The sequence below is a fragment of the Bradyrhizobium sp. 956_D2_N1_4 genome (assembly GCF_052076025.1).
Taxonomy (GTDB): domain Bacteria; phylum Pseudomonadota; class Alphaproteobacteria; order Rhizobiales; family Xanthobacteraceae; genus Bradyrhizobium; species Bradyrhizobium barranii.
The window spans coordinates 6,818,010-6,836,492 of the sequence record NZ_CP197237.1 but is presented as its reverse complement, the minus strand read 5'-3'; the positions used below and the strand labels follow the sequence as shown (position 1 = coordinate 6,836,492).

At 62.3% G+C, this 18,483-nt stretch carries 21 protein-coding genes and 1 pseudogene; 17 read left to right on the top strand and 5 right to left on the bottom strand.

The window, feature by feature from the left end:
* The first annotated feature begins 221 nt into the window (after positions 1-221).
* The 6 genes and pseudogenes from AB7535_RS32370 to AB7535_RS32345 form a co-directional block, all read left to right on the top strand.
* Positions 222-587 (top strand): response regulator transcription factor, encoded by a 366-nt coding sequence (locus AB7535_RS32370; protein WP_063980875.1) that lies wholly within the window; start codon positions 222-224, stop codon positions 585-587.
* A gap of 224 nt (positions 588-811) precedes the next feature.
* Complete coding sequence (locus AB7535_RS32365; protein ID WP_354113441.1) at positions 812-1,243, top strand: sigma-70 family RNA polymerase sigma factor; 432 nt, start codon at positions 812-814, stop codon at positions 1,241-1,243.
* Positions 1,244-1,320: 77 nt separating this feature from the next.
* Positions 1,321-2,280 (top strand): L-histidine N(alpha)-methyltransferase, encoded by a 960-nt coding sequence (gene egtD, locus AB7535_RS32360; RefSeq protein ID WP_354113442.1) that lies wholly within the window; start codon positions 1,321-1,323, stop codon positions 2,278-2,280.
* Between the two features lie 134 nt (positions 2,281-2,414).
* Entirely contained in the window at positions 2,415-2,669 is a 255-nt protein-coding gene (locus tag AB7535_RS32355) for a hypothetical protein (RefSeq protein WP_063980878.1), read from the top strand.
* 37 nt (positions 2,670-2,706) lie between these two features.
* Entirely contained in the window at positions 2,707-3,393 is a 687-nt protein-coding gene (locus tag AB7535_RS32350) for a sensor histidine kinase (protein WP_354102387.1), read from the top strand.
* Positions 3,394-3,412: 19 nt separating this feature from the next.
* Positions 3,413-3,850: pseudogene (locus AB7535_RS32345) on the top strand (YkgB family protein); the annotation flags it as partial.
* Here AB7535_RS32345 and AB7535_RS32340 read toward each other — a convergent pair.
* Positions 3,777-4,478 (bottom strand): TMEM175 family protein, encoded by a 702-nt coding sequence (locus tag AB7535_RS32340; protein WP_439037453.1) that lies wholly within the window; start codon positions 4,476-4,478, stop codon positions 3,777-3,779. The pseudogene AB7535_RS32345 and the gene AB7535_RS32340 sit on opposite strands and share 74 nt — an antisense overlap.
* Before the next feature lie 362 nt (positions 4,479-4,840).
* Here AB7535_RS32340 and AB7535_RS32335 point away from each other — a divergent pair, with 362 nt between their 5' ends.
* The 7 genes from AB7535_RS32335 (at position 4,841) to AB7535_RS32305 (ending at position 11,787) form a co-directional block, all read left to right on the top strand.
* Positions 4,841-6,487 (top strand): ATP-binding protein, encoded by a 1,647-nt coding sequence (locus AB7535_RS32335; RefSeq protein WP_354102389.1) that lies wholly within the window; start codon positions 4,841-4,843, stop codon positions 6,485-6,487.
* Positions 6,488-6,489: 2 nt separating this feature from the next.
* The gene (locus AB7535_RS32330; protein WP_166078228.1) at positions 6,490-7,104 is read left to right on the top strand and encodes a response regulator transcription factor; all 615 of its coding nucleotides are present in this window, start codon (positions 6,490-6,492) and stop codon (positions 7,102-7,104) included.
* Between the two features lie 340 nt (positions 7,105-7,444).
* Positions 7,445-8,377 carry a helix-turn-helix transcriptional regulator gene (locus AB7535_RS32325; protein WP_439037452.1) on the top strand — a complete coding sequence of 311 codons (933 nt, stop codon included), beginning with the start codon at positions 7,445-7,447 and terminating at the stop codon, positions 8,375-8,377.
* A 187-nt stretch (positions 8,378-8,564) separates the two neighbouring features.
* Entirely contained in the window at positions 8,565-9,434 is an 870-nt protein-coding gene (locus tag AB7535_RS32320) for an alpha/beta fold hydrolase (protein WP_354102391.1), read from the top strand.
* A gap of 41 nt (positions 9,435-9,475) precedes the next feature.
* Entirely contained in the window at positions 9,476-10,450 is a 975-nt protein-coding gene (locus AB7535_RS32315) for a zinc-binding alcohol dehydrogenase family protein (protein ID WP_354102392.1), read from the top strand.
* A gap of 32 nt (positions 10,451-10,482) precedes the next feature.
* Entirely contained in the window at positions 10,483-11,253 is a 771-nt protein-coding gene (locus AB7535_RS32310) for an SDR family oxidoreductase (RefSeq protein ID WP_208068721.1), read from the top strand.
* Between the two features lie 123 nt (positions 11,254-11,376).
* Complete coding sequence (locus AB7535_RS32305) at positions 11,377-11,787, top strand: DUF2000 family protein (protein ID WP_247316165.1); 411 nt, start codon at positions 11,377-11,379, stop codon at positions 11,785-11,787.
* 29 nt (positions 11,788-11,816) lie between these two features.
* Here the strand turns inward: AB7535_RS32305 and AB7535_RS32300 are convergent, their stop codons facing one another.
* The 4 genes from AB7535_RS32300 to AB7535_RS32285 are packed head-to-tail and all read right to left on the bottom strand — an operon-like array spanning position 11,817 to position 13,712.
* On the bottom strand, positions 11,817-12,029 hold the full coding sequence (locus tag AB7535_RS32300; protein ID WP_071916785.1) for a hypothetical protein: 213 nt from the start codon (positions 12,027-12,029) through the stop codon (positions 11,817-11,819).
* 45 nt (positions 12,030-12,074) lie between these two features.
* Entirely contained in the window at positions 12,075-12,341 is a 267-nt protein-coding gene (locus AB7535_RS32295; protein WP_354113443.1) for a DUF6510 family protein, read from the bottom strand.
* Between the two features lie 5 nt (positions 12,342-12,346).
* On the bottom strand, positions 12,347-13,108 hold the full coding sequence (locus AB7535_RS32290; protein WP_354102394.1) for a ferredoxin reductase: 762 nt from the start codon (positions 13,106-13,108) through the stop codon (positions 12,347-12,349).
* Positions 13,095-13,712 (bottom strand): sulfite oxidase-like oxidoreductase, encoded by a 618-nt coding sequence (locus tag AB7535_RS32285; protein ID WP_354102395.1) that lies wholly within the window; start codon positions 13,710-13,712, stop codon positions 13,095-13,097. Before AB7535_RS32285 ends, AB7535_RS32290 begins: the two co-directional genes overlap by 14 nt.
* A gap of 222 nt (positions 13,713-13,934) precedes the next feature.
* Here AB7535_RS32285 and AB7535_RS32280 point away from each other — a divergent pair, with 222 nt between their 5' ends.
* The 4 genes from AB7535_RS32280 to AB7535_RS32265 all read left to right on the top strand — a co-directional run bounded on the left by AB7535_RS32280 (position 13,935) and on the right by AB7535_RS32265 (position 18,271).
* Positions 13,935-15,473, top strand: a complete 1,539-nt coding sequence (locus AB7535_RS32280) for an amidase (RefSeq protein ID WP_354102396.1) — start codon at positions 13,935-13,937, stop codon at positions 15,471-15,473.
* A 246-nt stretch (positions 15,474-15,719) separates the two neighbouring features.
* Positions 15,720-16,328 (top strand): cytochrome P460 family protein, encoded by a 609-nt coding sequence (locus tag AB7535_RS32275; protein WP_166078235.1) that lies wholly within the window; start codon positions 15,720-15,722, stop codon positions 16,326-16,328.
* A 24-nt stretch (positions 16,329-16,352) separates the two neighbouring features.
* The gene (locus AB7535_RS32270; RefSeq protein WP_354102397.1) at positions 16,353-16,934 is read left to right on the top strand and encodes a cytochrome P460 family protein; all 582 of its coding nucleotides are present in this window, start codon (positions 16,353-16,355) and stop codon (positions 16,932-16,934) included.
* 62 nt (positions 16,935-16,996) lie between these two features.
* Positions 16,997-18,271: a beta-propeller fold lactonase family protein gene (locus tag AB7535_RS32265; RefSeq protein WP_166345429.1), complete on the top strand. Its 1,275-nt coding sequence runs from the start codon at positions 16,997-16,999 to the stop codon at positions 18,269-18,271.
* Positions 18,272-18,483 lie beyond the last annotated feature (212 nt).

Below are 18,483 nucleotides of genomic sequence, written 5' to 3'. Positions count from 1 at the left end.
GAGGCACCCACCGAACGCATGCTCGAGGCCGACATGCGCAACCGATCCTGGCGCAGCTACTGGATTTTCCTCAGTTGGGGAGACCGAACATGTGCCTCTCGCGAACAAGCATCGAACGTTACGACAGCCGCCGCCTGGTCAACTGGAGAGCGGCTTGCGCTTCAATCGCCCGTGTTGCGATCGCGTTTCGATGATGATCGCGTCTTGCGAGGGTAAGTCAGGTGAAGGTCCCTTACGTAGGAGTCGTCGATGACGACGAGGCCCTGTGCCTGTCTTTGGTGGATCTGATGCGATCGATCGGCTACCGCTCGGAGCCGTTTGACAGGGCCGAAGCGCTGCTGAGCTACGCCGGCCGGTTCAGCTTCGACTGCATCATTGCCGACGTTCACATGCCAGGAATGGGCGGGCTGAACCTCGTTCGCGAGCTCCAGCAGCAGAAGGTCGGAGCGCCGGTGATTCTCATTACCGCGCTTCCTCACAAGCAGCTGGACGCCGAAGCGGCTTCGATCGGCGCATTCTGCCTTCTCAGAAAGCCGTTCGAAACGAGCGCGCTGCTTGAGTGTCTCGACAGGAGCCTTCGAAGATGAAAGCGCTCTCGGGTGACGAGATCACGTCCTCTATGGCGACGCAATCGTCTGCCGGCGACGAGCCCGGGCGTGCACGACCCCGGCGGGATACGGATTCGCCGCGACATGATCGCCGAAAGGCGGCCCGTTGGGAGAGATGGAACGATTGTTCCGAGCGATGGGGCCGGCTCTTGCTTGCGGCGCGAGCAGGGGATGGAGACGCATATGAGCGATTGCTGCGGGAGTTGGATCTGTGGCTTCGGGCCTACTACGCGCGTCGGCTTCCCTATCCCGCCGCCGACGATGCGAGGCAGGAGGTGCTCCTGGCCATTCACGCGAAACGCCACACGTTTGCGGCCTCGAAGCCCTTCGGCGCCTGGGTCACGGCGATTGCCCGCTATAAATGGGTCGATCGTGTGCGCGATGCGTCTCGCTACAGCGCGCTCGCGCTCGACGAAGACATCGCAATCGAGGATCACGAAGGTGCCGCGATCAGCGCTGCCGCGCTGGACCAGCTGCTTGGGCGGTTGAAGCCTGCGCAAGAGAGAGTGATCCGCCTCGTGAAGCTCAATGGTCTGAGCATCGCGCGAGCGGCCGGTGCGACCGGACAGTCGGCGGCCCTGGTCAAGATCAATATCCATCGCGGCCTGAAGAAATTGTCCACATTGGTCTCCTGACGTCATTGCGGCCGCGGGCCGGGCCGACCGAGACTTCGTGCGAAGGAAAGCCGAAATTGCTTCAACTCCAGAACGAAATGCGATCTACAGTGGCCGACCTGACGGCGGCGTTCCGCTATGACATCATGGAAGGGCTGAGCCTCGCGCCAAAGGCAATTCCGGCGAGATGGCTTTATGACCGCCGCGGATCGGCTCTGTTTGAAGCCATCACGCTGCTGCCCGAATACTACCCGACACGAACCGAGCGATCGATCCTTGCGTCCGCAGCATCGGAAATCGCCGCGCTCGCGGGGCCGGGCCGCGCAGTCATAGAATTCGGCTCAGGCTCGTCGGCAAAGACGCGACTGTTGCTGGCAGAGACGGAGCCTTCTGCCTATGTGCCGATCGACATCTCGGGCGAATTCCTCCGGGAGGTTGCGGCAGGCTTGTCGCATGCATTCCCGGGACTGCCGATCTATCCAACCGAGGCCGATTTCACCTATCCCTTTGCGCTGCCGGACGAGATCGCCTCGACCGCGCGCCTTGGCTTCTTTCCGGGGTCGACGATCGGAAACCTCACTGTGCCTGCGGCGGTCGACCTGTTGCGGGCGATGGCGGTGACCCTGGGTGCCGGATCGATGCTGCTGATCGGCATCGACCGTATCAAGGATCAGGCTGTTCTCCTGCCAGCATATGACGACGCGCAAGGGCTGACGGCCGCATTCAATCTCAACCTCTTGCACCGGATCAACCGCGAGCTGGGCGGCTCGATTCCTCTGGGCGCGTTTCGCCATTTGGCGCGGTGGAATGATGCGGAGGCGCGTATCGAGATGCATCTGGAAGCCACGCGTGACGTCCGCTTCGAGGTCGATGGTCGCGTCTTCTCGTTGTCGAACGGCGAGACCATCCACACGGAGAACAGCCTCAAATACGGGCGGAGGGATGCCTTCGTCCTGCTGCAGGCCGGCGGATGGAATCCCGTCGCCGATTGGACTGACGACAGCGGGCTCTTCTCAGTCATTCTCGCGGAACAAAGGCCCGCGCCGGCGGCACCCTAGGATGAATCGGGGCGCAGACGGAATCATTTCCAACAATATCGCCTCAATCGGCGCAATCCACGAACAGCGAGGCCCGTACATATGCTGCACAATGTGCGGGCCACCATGGCAATCAACTGCGTTGAGGCGCGACCATGCAACTCCGTTCATCCCTCATCCTGAGCTTCGCCGCCATCCCTCTAACCGCCCTGGCAGATCCGCTCCCGGCGCCGTCGCCGAAAGCGCCGAGCCCGGCTGAGACGGTCCAGGTGCAGCCGCGCGGCAATGAATTCATGCCGAATTCAGTCGCCGAGGATGCGTTGCAGAAGCGCATTACCGACTTCAACCGGAAACTGGAAGGTCTGGACGCAGATCTCGACAAGAAGCTGAAAATCTGCCGCGGGTGTTGATCGAAATCCGGTTCAGAAAACAGCGATAGGTCTGCACATGAGGCGCACTGTCACCGGTTCGTTCCACGACGGCGGAAGCGGGTGCGCGCACTTTGAGCGGATCGCCCCGATCCGGGATGACGAGTTCGAGCTTGTCGTCAGGGAATTGCAGCATCGCATGCGCAATATCCTCAGCATCGTTCTGTGCTTCGTGAACAACACCGATGCGAATACGACCGCCGATTTTCGCGAGGCGCTCTCGGCACGGATCGCGACCCTGTCCGATGCCTACAGGATGATCGAATCCGCGGGAGAGCAGCGAGTGTCTCTCGCGGCGATGCTGGAGCGAACGCTCAAGCCGCACGCGATGTTTCACAGGGGCCGCATTCTGCTCGCGGGGCCGGACCTCACGCTGGAGCCGCACATCGCCTTGGCATTGCACGTCATCATTCACGAACTGGCTACCAACGCGAGCAAGTACGGCGCGCTGACCTCGACCGCAGGAGCCGTCGAGGTGATCTGGGAGAGTCCGCCCTATCTCGGCAGACAAGGTCTTGCGATCCAGTGGCGCGAGCGCGGCGGACCGATTGTGACCAAGCCCGAACGCAGAGGCTTTGGCACGCAACTGATCGCAAGGGCCCTGCCGGGCGCGCAGGTCGATCTCGACTTCGCACCCGACGGTCTTGTCTGCCGGCTTCTGATCGATCTCGGTCAGACGCTGACCACGCAAGGGCCTGTCAGTTAGGATCAGGAGGATCGACACCATGAGTACATTGGCGAGAGCCCCGCGCAAATCATTCGCAAGCAGGCTGCCGATATCGGGGCTGCTTGCGGGAGACCTGGATTACCACATCGTCCGGGCGTCGATGGTGATCCTGTTCTTCTTCTTCGGTTACCAGAAATGGTGGGCGTACGAGGCGGATCGCCTGGACCCCTTCATCAGCAACGGTCCGCTGATCTGGTGGCTCTATCCCGCTTTCGGCCATCAAGGCGCCAGCTGGTTCCTCGGCGTCGCCGAATGGACCTTTGGTGCCTTGATATTCGCGGGCTTCTGGAGCAAGCGGCTCGGCATTCTGGGCGCCCTTGGATCGACCGGTACCTTCATCGCAACAGTCACGATCATTCCGTTTATGCCGGACGGTTGGGACGCTGCTGCAGGCGGCTTTCCGGCGATGACTGGCAACGTTCCGTTCCTGATGAAGGATGTCGTGCTGCTTGCGGTATCGTTGTATCTGCTGAAGCAAGATGCCGCGCGTGTCCTGCGACTTGAGGCTTGAGATACACTGCAAGGCAGATGCAGATCATGGCCAGCGCGAACATGGGATAGTGCAACGAGACGGCCGCTGCGGCGAGGAAGCCGAGCAGGGTGGTCAAGGATCGCATGCGCATCATCATGCGCGCTTGGCCCGGGATCGCCTCGATCGCCGGCCGGTCGACGGCTTCCCAGCACAGCAGATAGGTCGCGTTCACCAGGGCGAATACGCCGGCATAGACGGTGACGGGCAGTGGCGCCAGCTTTGAGCTCGCGATCCAGGCTGTCGAGAACGGCAGAAGCGATATGGAAAACAGATGAGCGAAGTTTCCCCAGATCAGTCGGGGCGTCGCCGCGCTTGCATAGTGCAGAAGGTGGTGATGGTTCACCCAGACGATGGCGATGAAGAGATAGCTGACCGCGTAGCCGATGACGGTCGGCCAGAGTTCGAACAGAGCATCGAGGCTCGGAGCGTGTGGCGGGCGCAGGTCCAGGGCGAGAATTGTAATAACGACTGCAAAAACAGCATCCGAGAGGGCATTCAGGCGTTCCGTCTTCGGAGAGTCCGCGGTCATCATTCCCGTCCTTTGCCGATGCAGGCTTGCCCGCCGGTGTCTCGACGCCCCGATTGGGCCTGAACAGCAAGCGAGTCATGCCGACGGCCAGCGGGGCGCAATGCCGCTGCTCCGCACTTTCGTAGACATTCGGAGCAAGCGTCGCATCGGTTACACCTGCTTCGAAAAAAATCGGGGCAATGCGCAACGGCGTGCATGGCGCGGGCTCGTGAACCGCAGCTCTCGCGACCGAACTTGGCAACGTTCGCAAGTCCCGTTACATGTTGCGGCGTACTGACGCGCTCTCGTCCCACCCCTCGATACGCAAGCGGCGGGGTGATGCGTCGAGACGTCTGGAAATGATTTTCACGACGAGACATCTCGGTATGAGGCTTGATAACGAGACGCACGAACTGGATCTGGTCGCAAAGGCGTTTCAGATTATCTCGAGAGAAATCAGCTATCAGGGATTGGCCAAGGCTCTCCTCATGGAGGCGCTGAGTTATTCCGGGGCCAGTCGGGGGGCGATCCTGCTCAGCGGGCAAAGAGAGCTGCTTGCCAAGGCCGATGCGAGCTTCCCGCGCGAGAGGGCGAACTTCCTTGCCTCCTTCCCGCCGCACGCCGAATTCCGCCTGCCGAGCGACCTTGCCGAACAAGTGCTCGATCGAAAGCAAACGGTCGTGAGGCAAGCCGGCGCGGAGAGCTCGGCACTGATCGATCCCGCAAACCCGCCGTCTGGAAAGATAGCGCAGCTGTGCCTGCCGTTGATTCACCAGCACTGGGCGATCGGCGTTCTCTATCTCGAAGCGGATGGAGATGCGGAGATCTTCACGCCGCGATGCGTCTGGGTGACATCCATGATGGCCAATCAGGCCGCCGTCTCATTCGAATCCGTCCGCCTGTTCGAGGCGCTGCGCGAGACCAATATGTGGATGGTCAGAGGTCAGCAGATCGGCGGGATGGGCAGCTATCGCTGGAACACGCGGACCCTGCTCTCCCGCGGATCGCGCGAATGTTACCGCATCCTGGATATCGACCTGGACGTAAACCCCGTCCCATTCGAGGTGTTCAGGAGCCGGGTCCATCCCGAGGATTATCCCGCGCTGGAGCAGGACCTCACCGAGGCGATCAGCACGAAGTCGCCCTTCACGCACGAGTACCGCGTGGTCCACCGGGACGGCAAGACGTTGCATGTCGTGGCCGTCGGACAATTCGATGAGGGGCCCACGGGAGACCTCGAGCTGGAAGGCATCATCACGGATGTCTCGCAACGGAAGGCGGCGGAGCAGGCTCTCGCCGACGCGCGAAACGAGCTCGCGCGGGCGACGGGTCTGACGTCCCTTGGCGAGCTCGCCGGCTCGATCATTCACGAGATCGATCAGCCGCTGACGGGCATGATCATGAGCGCGGAAGCTTGCCTCCGGTGGCTCGCCCGGGATCCCGTTCAAGCCGGGGAGGCCCGGAAATCGGTCGCGCGCATCATCAGGCAGGCACGTCGAGCTGCGGAGGTTGTGACCGGGGTCCGCTCTCTCGTGCGGGGCACGCAGGTCCATTTTGCCGAGTTCGATATCAACGATGCTGTTGCGGAGGTTCTGCTTCTGTCGAACAGGGAAATCGAGCGAGCCGGGGTCATCGTCCGTACCGACTTCGATCGATCATCGCCTCGTGTCGAAGCAGACCGTGTTCAGGTCCAGCAGGTCGCGCTCAATCTCGTGCGCAATGCGATCGAGGCCATGACCGGGGTCGAGGACGGGAACCGCATTTTGGCCCTCTCTTCGGGGGTCGCCGATGGTATGATTTCCGTGGCAGTCGCGGATACGGGGGGCGGCATCAGCCCGGCTGATAGAGAGCGGGTCTTCGAGACGCTCTATACGACGAAGGGAGCGGGACTCGGTCTGGGACTGTCGATCTGCCGCAAGATAGTGAAACTCCACGGAGGACAGCTATGGGTGGAAGAAAACGGGAGGTGCGGAGCGAAGTTCACCTTCGCTCTCCCGCTTCGCCAGGCGGTTCAGACGTCGGAAAGCCGGTAGACATGCCTCCTTCCGGCGTTGTGCATATTGTCGACGATGACCGCGCGGTTCGCGAGTCCCTTGGCGACCTGCTCGAGTCCCTGCACTACAAAGTCGCCTTGTACGGATCTGCTTCGGATTTCCTCAAGGTCGAACTGTCGGATGCCCCTGCGTGTCTGGTGCTCGATGTCAGATTGCCCGGCACGAGTGGCTTGGAGCTGCAGGAGTATCTGACGAAAATCAATGTCGGAATCCCGGTGATTCTGATGACCGCCTTTGGCGACATTCCCATGTCCGTAAGAGGCATGAAGCTGGGGGCGGTCGATTTTCTCACCAAGCCGATACGGGATCAGGATCTTCTCGATGCGATCACGGCCGCGATCCGAAAGGACATCGATCGGCGCGACGACAGCGCGCACCTGGCGCAGTTGCAGGAGAAGTTTGCACTCCTGACCACGCGCGAGCGGCAAGTGATGACGCTGGTGGCATCCGGTCTGATGAACAAGCAGGTCGCCAGCGAGCTCTCGATCAGCGAAGCGACGGTCAAGATGCATCGTGGCAGCGTGATGCGGAAGCTCGGGGCAAAGACCGCGGCAATGCTCGTTCGAATGGCCGAAGCGCTCCAACTCCAGGGCTGAAGCTTCGCGACTGGCATCTCCTGCTGAATCATCTCGACGCCGTCCCTGCACGCGACCCATACCTAAGTATGGGCCGGAACAGCACAAGCGTGAGATTGCTCGGCACGGCGATGAAAAGCATGTTGTCCCTGTGCGGTGCTGTCAGCCGGCGTTGGCAGCGCGCCTTGACCGGAGAGGTAACGCCACGTGCAGCTTGCGGCTTCAACGCCCGTATCCAGGCGACCAGGGCATCTCCTCCGTGCAGAAATTCGTTGACGATTGGACGCGGCCATCCGGAGCACAGAATAGGGCGACGACGATGGGGATGTACGTATCAAATTCGAGTGAGAGCACGCCACGGATGGCGGTCTCCGCTTCGCCAATCCGGCCGGTGGACGAGACGCTGTCGTCCAGGCCGTCCGACGCGGCGCTTCATCCGACGGTCAGCATAACGCCTTCCGAGCCGGTGAAGCGCCTTGGGATAGGCTGGCGCTGGTGGTTTTCGGAGAGCGTTCACCTCCCGGTCGGCAACAGGATTGAATTTCGCTTTCAGGGATCGAGACATCTCCTGGCGTTGTACAACGAGGGAGCACGGAAGAGCGGTGAGACCTCCATCGATGGCCTCTGTTCGTCGAAGCTGCGAGGCTCCGAGCACAGGCTGACCTTTGTCCCGGCGGGACGCGCCTATCGGGAATGGCATGAGACTGCCTCGTCCGCGCAGGTGACCTTCCTCTACTTCGATCCCGCCGCGCTTCACAAGTCCGACGACGGCGCGGCCGGGCTCGCGCCGAGAATATACTTCGAGGATCCGCTGGTTTGGGAAACCGCCTCCAAATTGAAGAAGGCGATCGAGAGCGCCGAGACGAATTGCGCGCCCTACCTCGAGGCGCTCTGCGGCGTGCTCGCCCACGAGCTGTCCAGGTCTGATCACGATGTTGTTCGCGAGCCGGCAGCGGTCAGTCGTGGAGGTCTGGCAGGTTGGCAGAAGCGTATCGTGGTCGAGTACGTCGAGGGGCATCTGGGAGAACAGGTCTGCCTCCTGAAGCTCGCCGAGCTCGCCAGGCTCAGCGTTCACCACTTCTGCCGTGCATTCAAGAAGTCGTTCGGAATCCCGGCCTACCAGTATCAGGTGCAGCGACGCATGGAGTTCGCCAAGCTGCGGCTGGCGGATCGCGCGGCATCGATTACGGACATCGCACTCAGCCTGGGCTATGCGCAAACGAGCTCCTTCAGCTCCGCCTTTCGCAAAGCGACGGGTTGGACTCCTACGGACTATCGCAGGGAGTTCGAATGAATGGATCCGAGGCACGATAGATCGGGCAGGGCAGGCGACAGGCAGTCTCGTACGGGCAGAAATCCCCGGGGAACCTGTAACCGGATCGCCCCGAGCCACGAAATGTCCGGGTGAGACCGCCTCGGATCGGCTGCCATCGGAACATCGATTTCACCGGGCGCAACAGGTGTCGAGGGAGGGACCGCAGATGACGAGCAGTCGATACCGCAAGGCGGACGTGGACGGACTGAGCGTATTTTACCGGGAGGCTGGACGGGCTGACGCGCCCGCCTTGCTGCTGCTGCACGGATTTCCGACGGCCGGCCACATGTTCCGCGAGCTGATCCCGGCGCTCTCGGATCGCTTCCGACTGGTGGCGCCGGATTTGCCCGGGTTCGGCCAGTCCGACATGCCGGCTCGCGAAAGCTTTGCCTATACGTTTGCCGCGTTGGCGCAGGTGATCGAACGGTTCACAGAAGTCATCGGACTTCCTCGCTTCTCGCTCTACGTCTTCGACTATGGCGCGCCGACGGGCTTTCGGATGGCTCTTCGGCATCCCGAGCGCGTCGTTTCCATCATCTCGCAGAATGGCAACGCCTATGAGGAGGGATTGAGCGAAGGCTGGAGCCCGATCCGGGCCTACTGGCAAGATGCATCGCAAGCGAACCGGGCGGTGCTGCGATCATTCCTTTCGCCGGAGACGACGGTCTGGCAATACACCCACGGGGTGCCTGACGTCTCCCTGGTCTCCCCCGACGGATACACGCTGGACAACCATTATCTCGAGCGCCCTGGCGCGGACGAGATCCAGCTCGATCTTTTCGGCGACTACAGGACCAACGTCGCCATGTATCCGGAATTCCAGGCCTACTTCCGCAAGCACAAGCCGCCCTTCCTGGCAGTGTGGGGCAAGAACGATCCCTTTTTCCTGCCGGCGGGCGCGAAGGCGTTTCAGCGTGACATGCCGGGCGCCGAAGTGCGCTTCTTCGACACGGGGCACTTTGCGCTCGAGACTCATGCGCGGGAGATCGCAGCGGCGATCAGTGATTTTCTTGCCCGGCCGAACTCAAATGGGTAACCGCCGCTTCCCTCGCCGCGGAAGACGTCAGGAGAGCCATCATGCGCGCCATCGTTCTTGAAAAATTCGGCGGTCTGGACAGCCTCGTCTATCGGGACGTTCCGGAGCCCGAGCCGCAGCCCGGTCATGCCGTCATCGAGGTCAAGGGATTCGGCATCAATCATGCGGAAATGCACATGCGCCGGGGCGAATGGGCCGAAGCGGCGCCGATCAGCGGCATCGAATGCGTCGGTCTCGTCAAGTCGTGCCCGGGCGGAGAGTTTCCGGTGGGCGCCAAGGTGGCCGCATTGATGGGCGGTCTCGGCCGAACCATCAATGGCAGCTACGCCGAATACACGCGTGCGCCGGTGTCGAATGTCGCATCGATCGATGCGGATTTGCCCTGGGCCGAGCTTGCAGCGATACCCGAAACCTTCGCGACGGCATGGACCTGTCTCTTCCGAAATCTCGATCTCGAGGAAGGTCAGCTTCTCGTCATTCGCGGAGCGACGTCCTCGTTCGGTCAGGCCGCACTCAAGCTTGCGGTCAATGCCGGCGCGCGGGTCATTGCGACGACGCGCAGCCGGGAGCGCTTTGCCATGCTGGAGAAGCTCGGAGCCGCGCGGTGCGAAATTGAACGGCGCGATCTCTCAAGCCATCTGCCCGAGGCGAAGCAGATCGATGCCGTCCTGGACCTCGTCGGCAACAGTGTCGTGCTCGACTCCCTCGCCATGCTTCGCCGCGGCGGCCGCTCCTGTCTTGCCGGGTGGCTCGGCGGACTTGATCCGATTCCGGATTTCAATCCGCTGCTGCAGATGCCGAGTGGCGTCTATCTGACCTTCTTCGGCAGCTTCGTGTTCGGCACGCCCGGGTTCCCGCTCTCCGACGTGCCGCTGCGGGAAATCGCCGCCGACGCCGCGGCCGGCCGGCTGGACGTCAAGCCGGCGCGGATCTTTCGCTTCGACGAGATTCGCGAGGCGCATCGCGTCATGGAGGCGAACGAGGCGGTCGGAAAGATGGTCGTCGTTCGCGACTGATATTTGCAAGCTTGGCATTCGGGAGAGTTCATATGTCGAAATCAGTCGCCATCGTGACGGGGGCGAGCCAGGGAATCGGCCGGGCGACTGCGGTGCGCCTGGCGCGCGATTTCTCGGCGCTTGCCCTGGTCGCGCGAAACCGCGCCAATCTCGAGGATACCGCAAGGGCGGTCCGGGCCGCCGGCGCCGGGGTGCTGGTGATCGATGCCGATCTGGCCGAACCTCGTGCCGCTCAATCTGTCGTCGACCAGACCATGGCGGCGTTCGGCCGGATCGATGCCCTGCTCAATATCGCAGGGGCGGTACCCCAGGTCGATCTGTTCGAGACGACGGAGGCACAGTGGGACGCCGGACTGGCGTTGAAGCTGCATGGCGCCCGGCGGCTCACGATCGCCGCCTGGCCGTCGCTCATGGCCGCGAAGGGGGCGGTGGTGTTGATGTCGGGAAACTCGGCCTCTTTCCCCAAGGCGCCCTATGCCGCGGTCGGCACCATCAACGCTGCAATCGTCGCCCTGGCAAAGGCGTTCTCCGACAAGGGAATCAGCGATGGCGTCCAGGTCAACAGCGTCCTGCCGGGGCCGGTGATGACGGGCCGCCGGCGCTCCTACCTGGAGCACTGGGCGCCCCTGCACAACATGACCGTCGAGGAAGCTACTGCGAAATTTCCCAAGGACGCCGGGATCGCGCGTTACGGCGAGCCGGAAGAGATCGCCGAGTTGATGGCGTTCCTCGTATCGCCCGGCGCGCGCTGGATGACCGGCTCGGCATTGCGGATGGACGGCGGCGAGGTGAAATCGATATAATCGGTTTGCACCCGAAGGGCGTCCGCGTAAGTGGACCACTTGCAAAAGCGTTCGATGCGCGCAAGCATGGAGTAAGGGCTCTTTCGCTCTTCGCGAGCGCTGAGGAATAGCGACAAAACCGTCATGCAGTTTGACACCAAGATCGCGGTCGTGGTCCGCACCGACCTTGAGCCGTGGCAGAAGCTGAATGTGGCCTCTTTCCTCGCCGGCGGGATCGCGGCGGCTTTCCCGGCCTGCATCGGCGACCCCTACGAAGACGGCTCCGGGACGAAATATCTGCCGTTGATCGGCCAGCCCATCCTGATCTATGGCGCCGACCGCGCGGCGCTATCACGCGCGCTCGATCGCGCACTGACGCGCGGAGTGACGCCGGGGCTCTATACCGAGGACATGTTCAGGACCGCTCACGACGCCGCCAACCGCGAGGTCGTGAAGGCCGTTTCCCGCACAGACCTGAATCTGGTTGGGATTTCCATGCGCGCCGAGCGTAAGGTGATCGACAAGATCGTCGACGGGTTGAAATTTCACGGCTGACGCCTCCCGATCTGCCCCGGCCGTCCTTTTCAGTCTTCGCCAGATCTGGCTCTGAGGAGCTCGTCGCGGCGCCTGATCAGAATCTCGAGCCGTGCGGCCTGATCGTCAATTCGCTGGCCGACGAGCTCTTCGCTCATCGCGGCGACATGTGAGGCCGACTGTTCAATCAGCTCGCGAAGCTTCGCCGCCGTGGCGGCAATCTGGCGCTCGATTTCAGCGAGGTGGACGTCTTCACCGTGCATGTCGGGTCTTTGATTCGGAGTTTGGCGGGCGATCGGGCGCGGTCTTCAGAAGTACAGGTGACGGGCACCGTGCATTTCAAGGACACATCCCCTCTGAGTGCGCGTCGCCCTCATCAGATCGCTTCCGCAATCGGCGCACCTGACCAGCGCCTCCACGGGCCCGCCGTCGACAGCGAGAGCGCCAAGGCAGGACACGGTGTTGCATGCCGCACACCGGATCTTCGTCAGGGTGATGTCAAAGGCAAAGGCTTCTTGAAGCAAATGTGTGCCGGGATCACCGCCAAGGATGAGGTCGGCGATGTTGTCTGCCATGGCGATCATGCTCCTGTTGGCCCGAAACGCTCGGTTCTTATGGCGAGCGGGTCGAAGCCGAGCTTCACGAGCATGCTCGAGATGCCTTCGACAAACCCGGTAGGACCGCAAATGAAGAACGTGGGATTCTGCTCGCGCGTAAAGCTGTTCTCTGCGAGCAGAGCCTCGTTGACCCGCCCCCGATGTCCGTTCCAGTCGCTCGGATGCTCGCGGGTGAGCGCATAGACCAGGCGCAGGTCGCGATCGCCGTGAGCCATCGTATCGAGTTCATTCCGGTACACGACGTCGGCAAGGCTGCGTGCCGAATAGATCAACGATGCCGGTATGGGTGCGAGCGACCTCCTGCGGTGGCGCAACATGGCCATCAGCGGCGTAATCCCGGTGCCGCCCGCGACCAGGCAAATCGGTCCACCGCGCGCTTGGCTCCAGATGAAATGCCGCCCAATGGGTCCCCGAAATTCGAGAGCGTCACCAACCCGCAGTACGTCGAGGAGATAGGGGGACACCTCGCCGTCCTCGACCCGCTCCACGGTGAGAGTGAGCAGTTTCTCTTCGGGAGGCGATGCGATCGAGTAGCTTCGTTCGGCCTGATAGCCGTCATCGGCGGTGAGACGGATGTCGACGTGCTGGCCGGGCCAGTGCCCGGACCAGTTGGCCGGCTGCAGGATGATGCTCTTCACCCGGCTTGTTTCAGCCACGATGGCCTGCACGCGACCGGTCTGCCACGCGATCCTGGGCTGCTGCAGAGGCGCATCAATCGCCGTCATAACGTTGCTCCCGCCAGGGATCGCCATAGTTGTGATAACCACGCGATTCCCAGAACCCGGGCTCGTCCTTGGGCATGAAGCGAAGCCTTCGCAGCCATTTTGCGCTCTTCCAGAAGTAAAGATGCGGCACCAGAAGTCGCGCGGGGCCACCGTGCGCCGGGGCAAGCGGCAGACCCTCATAGCGGGTCGCGATCATCGCCTTTCCCGCGACCAGGTCGGCCACCGGAAGGTTCGTGGTGTATCCGCCGTCGCAATGCGCCATGACATAGGCGTCCGGCGGCTCGCTCAGCCCGGCCACCTTGAGAAGATCGTCGAAGCTGACGCCCTGCCAGACCGTGCCGAGCTTCGTCCATTTGGTGACGCAGTGAATGTCGACCGTGATCGTGGTCTGGGGCAGTGCCTCGAATTCGTCCCAGGTCCATTTCCCCAGCAACGATCCGCCGAGTTGAAGCGCAATCTTCCAGTCGGCCACACGGACCTCCGGCGTAGGTCCGGCGGACAGCACCGGGAAGTCGGTCGTCAGATACTGACCCGGCGGCAGCCGGGCGGCTTCGGGTGTCTGTCGCTTGGATTTGAAGCCGCGAGAAACGGGAGGTCGATCCATGGAAGCGTGCCCTTGTGCAGTGACGCGCAGGATGTCCCAACGCGCGTCGGCGTAACCTGCAGCCCACGTCAGCGCACATGAACCCTGATCGATGCCTTGTCGATGGCCGTCGCGGTGAATGCATCAAGATTGCGAAAGACGAAGCAATCACGGCTGCGCAGGCAAGAACTGTTTCAATGTCAAATGCGGCTTCGTCCTGAAGTGGTTCAGAAGGAGGAGACGATGTCGAGCGTGAGCCAGCCCTTGCATTCCGACGAACTCGCTTACCTCACCGCGCACGAACTGGCGGCTCGCATCCGGCGGCGTGAGCTGTCGCCGGTTGACGTGGTCGATGCGTTCATCCGGCGCATCGAAGCGCGCAACCCGAGCCTGAATGCGCTGGTCTATCTCGATTTCGACGGCGCCCGCACGAGAGCGAAAGAGGCCGAGCGCGCATTGGTCGCCGGCGAGTCGTGGGGGCCGCTGCACGGCATCCCGTCTGCGCTCAAGGATCTGTTCGACTTCAAGCCGGGCTGGCCTGCGAGCCTGGGCGGCATCCGCGCGCTCAAGCATCACGTCGTGAACGGTTACTGCGTGTTCTGCGAACGCATGGAGAAGCGCGGCGGCGCCGTGTTCCTCGGCAAGACCAACAGCCCCCTCATGGGATTCCGAGGCACCTGCGACAACTACCTGTTTGGTCCCACGCGCAACCCGTTCAATCTTGCCAAGAACACGGGCGGCTCATCCGGAGGAAGCGCTGCGGCGGTCGCCGATGGACTGCTACCCATTGCAGAAGGTACGGACGCCGGCGGCTCGATACGAATCCCTTCCGCCTGGTGTGGGGTCTATGGCTACAAGGCGTCATTCGGACGCGTGCCGTTCCTCGTGCGTCCCAACGCGTTCGGCGTGGCCGACTCTCCGTTCCTGTTCGAAGGGCCCATCACGCGGACGGTCGAAGATGCCGCCATCGCGTTGAACGTACTCGCCGGCCCTGATCCGCGAGATCCCTTCAGCCTGATCGAGCCGCCCGTCGACTTCACCGCGGCGACCCGTCGTTCGATCCGTGGCCTCAAGATTGCCTATAGTCCGGATCTGGACGTCTTTCCGGTCGACGGAAAAGTCGCGGCGACGGTCCGCCGCGCGGTACAGGCGTTCGAGGAAGCCGGCGCTCACGTGGAGGAAGTGAAGCTCGGCATCGTCCGCTCGCAACGGGAGCTGAGCGACGTCTGGTCGCGTCTCTACATGCTCCTGAACCTGCAGGCGATCGAGAACATGAAGCGCGACGGCATCGATTTGTTCGGCGAGCATCGCGACGACTTTCCGCCTGAATACATGGATTGGGTCGAGAAGACCAATCGCATGTCGGGGCTTGATTTCTTCCGCGATCAGGCCGTCCGGTCGGAGGTCTATGATGCCTTCCAGAACGTCCTTGAAAGATTCGATCTGTTGGTCACGCCGACCGTCGCGTGCCCGCCGGTCGACAACGCCAGCGACGGCAACACGGCTGGACCGAAGTCGATCAATGGTGTCGAGATAGATCCTCTGATCGGATGGGCCCTGACCTACTTCGTCAATTTCACCGGTCATCCGGCAGCCTCGATTCCGGCGGGTCTGTCGGATGGACTTCCGGTCGGGATGCAAATCATAGGTCGGCGAAACGCCGACTTCGACGTGCTGGCCGCGAGCGCGGCCTTCGAGCGGCTTCGCCCCTGGCAGGACAATTACCGGATCTGCCGCGAGCGCCCCCTGAGAGCGGCCCCGCTTTCAGACCTCACCCGCTGACCTTGCACCCTCTCGGTCGTTTCCATGGCCGTCCGCGCCGCGATCGCGGTGCCGATTGGGCTGTGCGTCTTGCTTCCGAAGCGTGAACCCCTTCACCGATCGCAGGTTCGGCACGGAATGCATCAAGATGGCCAAAGCGGAAGCAATCCCCAGCGCGCAGGATCTTCCGCGACTGGCTAAGTCATCTCTCGACAGGTCAATCGTGCCGGCGCCTCGCGCGTTCGGCCGCAGTCGCGGGAGAAGACAATGCGCGTGAGAGTCCAGGCAGCAGCGGCGGTCATCGTAGGCAGTGCGGTCGCAACGATCCTGTTCTTCGGATCGCTCAAGGATAGCAATGCCCAGAGCAATACGCGCTATCTGCCGGAATACACCGCGGACGGGCAGTTGCTCCTGCCGAAGAATTTCCACGAGTGGGTCTATGTCGGCTCGCCGCTGACGCCAAATGCCCTCAACGGCGGGCAGGCGAACTTCCCGGAATTCCACAACGTCTATATCGAGCCGGGCTCGTACGCGATCTACAAGAAGACCGGCGAATTCCCCGAAGGGACGATCCTGTTCAAGGAGCTGCAGCTGACATTGCCGCAGGAGAACGCCGACGGCTCGCGAACGGAAGCGTCGGGGCGGGGCTACTTCCCGGGCAAGTGGAACGGCGCCGACGTGACCGTCAAGGACTCGAAGCGCTTCGCCGACACCAACGGGTGGGGCTATTTCAACTTCAATCACCACGAACCGAAGGCGTCGATGGCCAAGGTGAAGTCGAAGGACGAGTGCGCCTACTGCCATATCGCCAACGCCAAGAAGGATGAGGTCTGGACCCAGTTCTATCCGCTGCTGGACAACAAGGACGCGCGGTGACCGCGTAATCGGCGGAAGATCGGCATGAAAATCCTCAAAGCCGCTTGTGTCGCCTTCGTCGTGATCCTTGGGATCGCGGCCGCGGTCAGGCAGTCACAGTTGCGGGCGAACGCGGCGGATGGCGTTTCGACCGGCGCGAGTGTCGCCGACCGCGACGGGCATCTGCACGTGCCCGATGATTATCGTACGACCTATCAAATCCTCGGAAGCTGGGCGATTGCGGCAGACGACACTCACGGCTCGAAGGAGCTTCACGTCGTGTACGCCTCGCCCGGAGTGATCGACGCCTATCGGAAGGACAAGCGCTTCCCGGACGGAGCGGTGCTGGTCAAGGAGGTGTTCAAGGCGGCGACCTCTGAAATGACAACCGGTACCGTCAGCCGCGCCGATGCTTTGAAGGGGTGGTTCGTCATGGTGAAGGACTCCGCGAACCGTCACCCGGAGAGCGCGTTGTGGGGCGACGGCTGGGGATGGTCCTGGTTCGACGCGGGCGATCGCTCGAAAACGACGACGACGAATTACAGGGCCCAATGCCAGGCGTGCCATGTGCCCGTGCGGACGTCCGACTGGGTTTACGTCGGTGGATACCCTCCGTTGAAGCCATAGCGATGGTGCAGGTCACCGAAAGTCATTCGATTTACCAAAGCCAATCATCAGAGGAGCGAGAGATGGCTAAAGAGGCGACGACGAGCGAGATGGGAATGTCGAAGGGGCAGACTGGCCATCTCTATATCCAGACCAATGAGATCGACAACGCCATTATCCACTACACGCGGCAGGCGGACGGCAAGCTGGCCGAGGTCGCGCGTATCAAGACGGGCGGCGCCGGCTCCGGTGAATTCAAGCCGATCAGCGGCCAGGACAGCGCGCCCAACTCTTACGAGGGTGCGGGAAGCGTCATCATTACATCCGATCGGCGCTTTTTGTTTGCGACCAATGGCGGAGACAATTCCGTTTCGAGCTTCCGCCTGGAGAGCGACGGTCGTCTCACGCTGCTCGACGTGAAGTCGACCGGCAACCCGGTCGAGGGCAGGAGTGGCACGGCCAAATCGCTGGCTTTCGCTCCGTCGACGCGCACCCTCTTCGTTCTGCACGCGTTCGGACCGGATCATCTTCGGCTGATGTCGGTCGATGCCGAAGGCATGCTCAAGACGCGGCCCGAGCGATACACGGTGAACACGTACAGCAAGCGGAACCGCGTCTCCACCATGGTCGTGGTCTCGCCCAACGAGGAGCTTGTACTTGTCGGCACCACTTTCGATGAGCCGATCGCGCTCACCGGCTTGTATCCCGACGGCTCGCCGATTCTCTGGGTCCAGCGCGCCGGCGGCGCGTTGCACTCGATCGCGTCGAATGCACCGGATCCGGACGGCCTCGCCGTGTTCGCCCTGCAAAAGGACGGCTCGCTCGGCACGGCCAGGTTCTACGATGCGAAGGGCGGTTCTCCGTTCTACATCGCGTTCCTGAATCAGCGTCCGAATACGTTCGTGATCGGCTATGCCGTCGGTGACGGATGCTCCATCTGCACCATCGAGAAGAACGGCTCGATCGAGATCGGCCCGCTCGTCAAGATCGATACCAGCGCGGGCCTGCCGTCCGAGCTGTGCTGGCTGGCCGTCGCGCCCGATGATCGCACGATCTACGCGACGAACTTCGGCTACAGCAACATCAGCAGCTACCGCATCAATGGTAGCGGCCTGGAGATTGCGTGCGATCCGGCGTGTCCGAAGGTCCCCGGCGACGGCACCGCGAGGGGATTGAACGGAACCGTGACGAGCGGTCCCAGCGATAGCTGGATCTCGCCCGACGGCGCCTATCTCTATCAGATCTACGGCAACGCCTCGAAGCTGGTCAGCTACAGCACCCAGCCGGACGGTTCGCTGAAGGAGATCGGCAGCGTCAAGATCCCGTACAACGGCTCCCAGGGTCTTGCGGGTTTCTGATCCCGGTTTCGCGACACGAGGTCCGGGCGTGGCCGGCATTGCCGTTCCGCGCCCGGCCTCTCCCTCGCCGATATGCGAGACACACACAGTCAATCATGAGCCCCGAGACGGATGTTTGAAGCAATTCATGAGCGCTCTCGCGGGACATCCGCGGCTCATCCCGGCCATCCGGGAGAAGGGCAGAGCGCCACGGAAAAATTCGATCTGCAGCG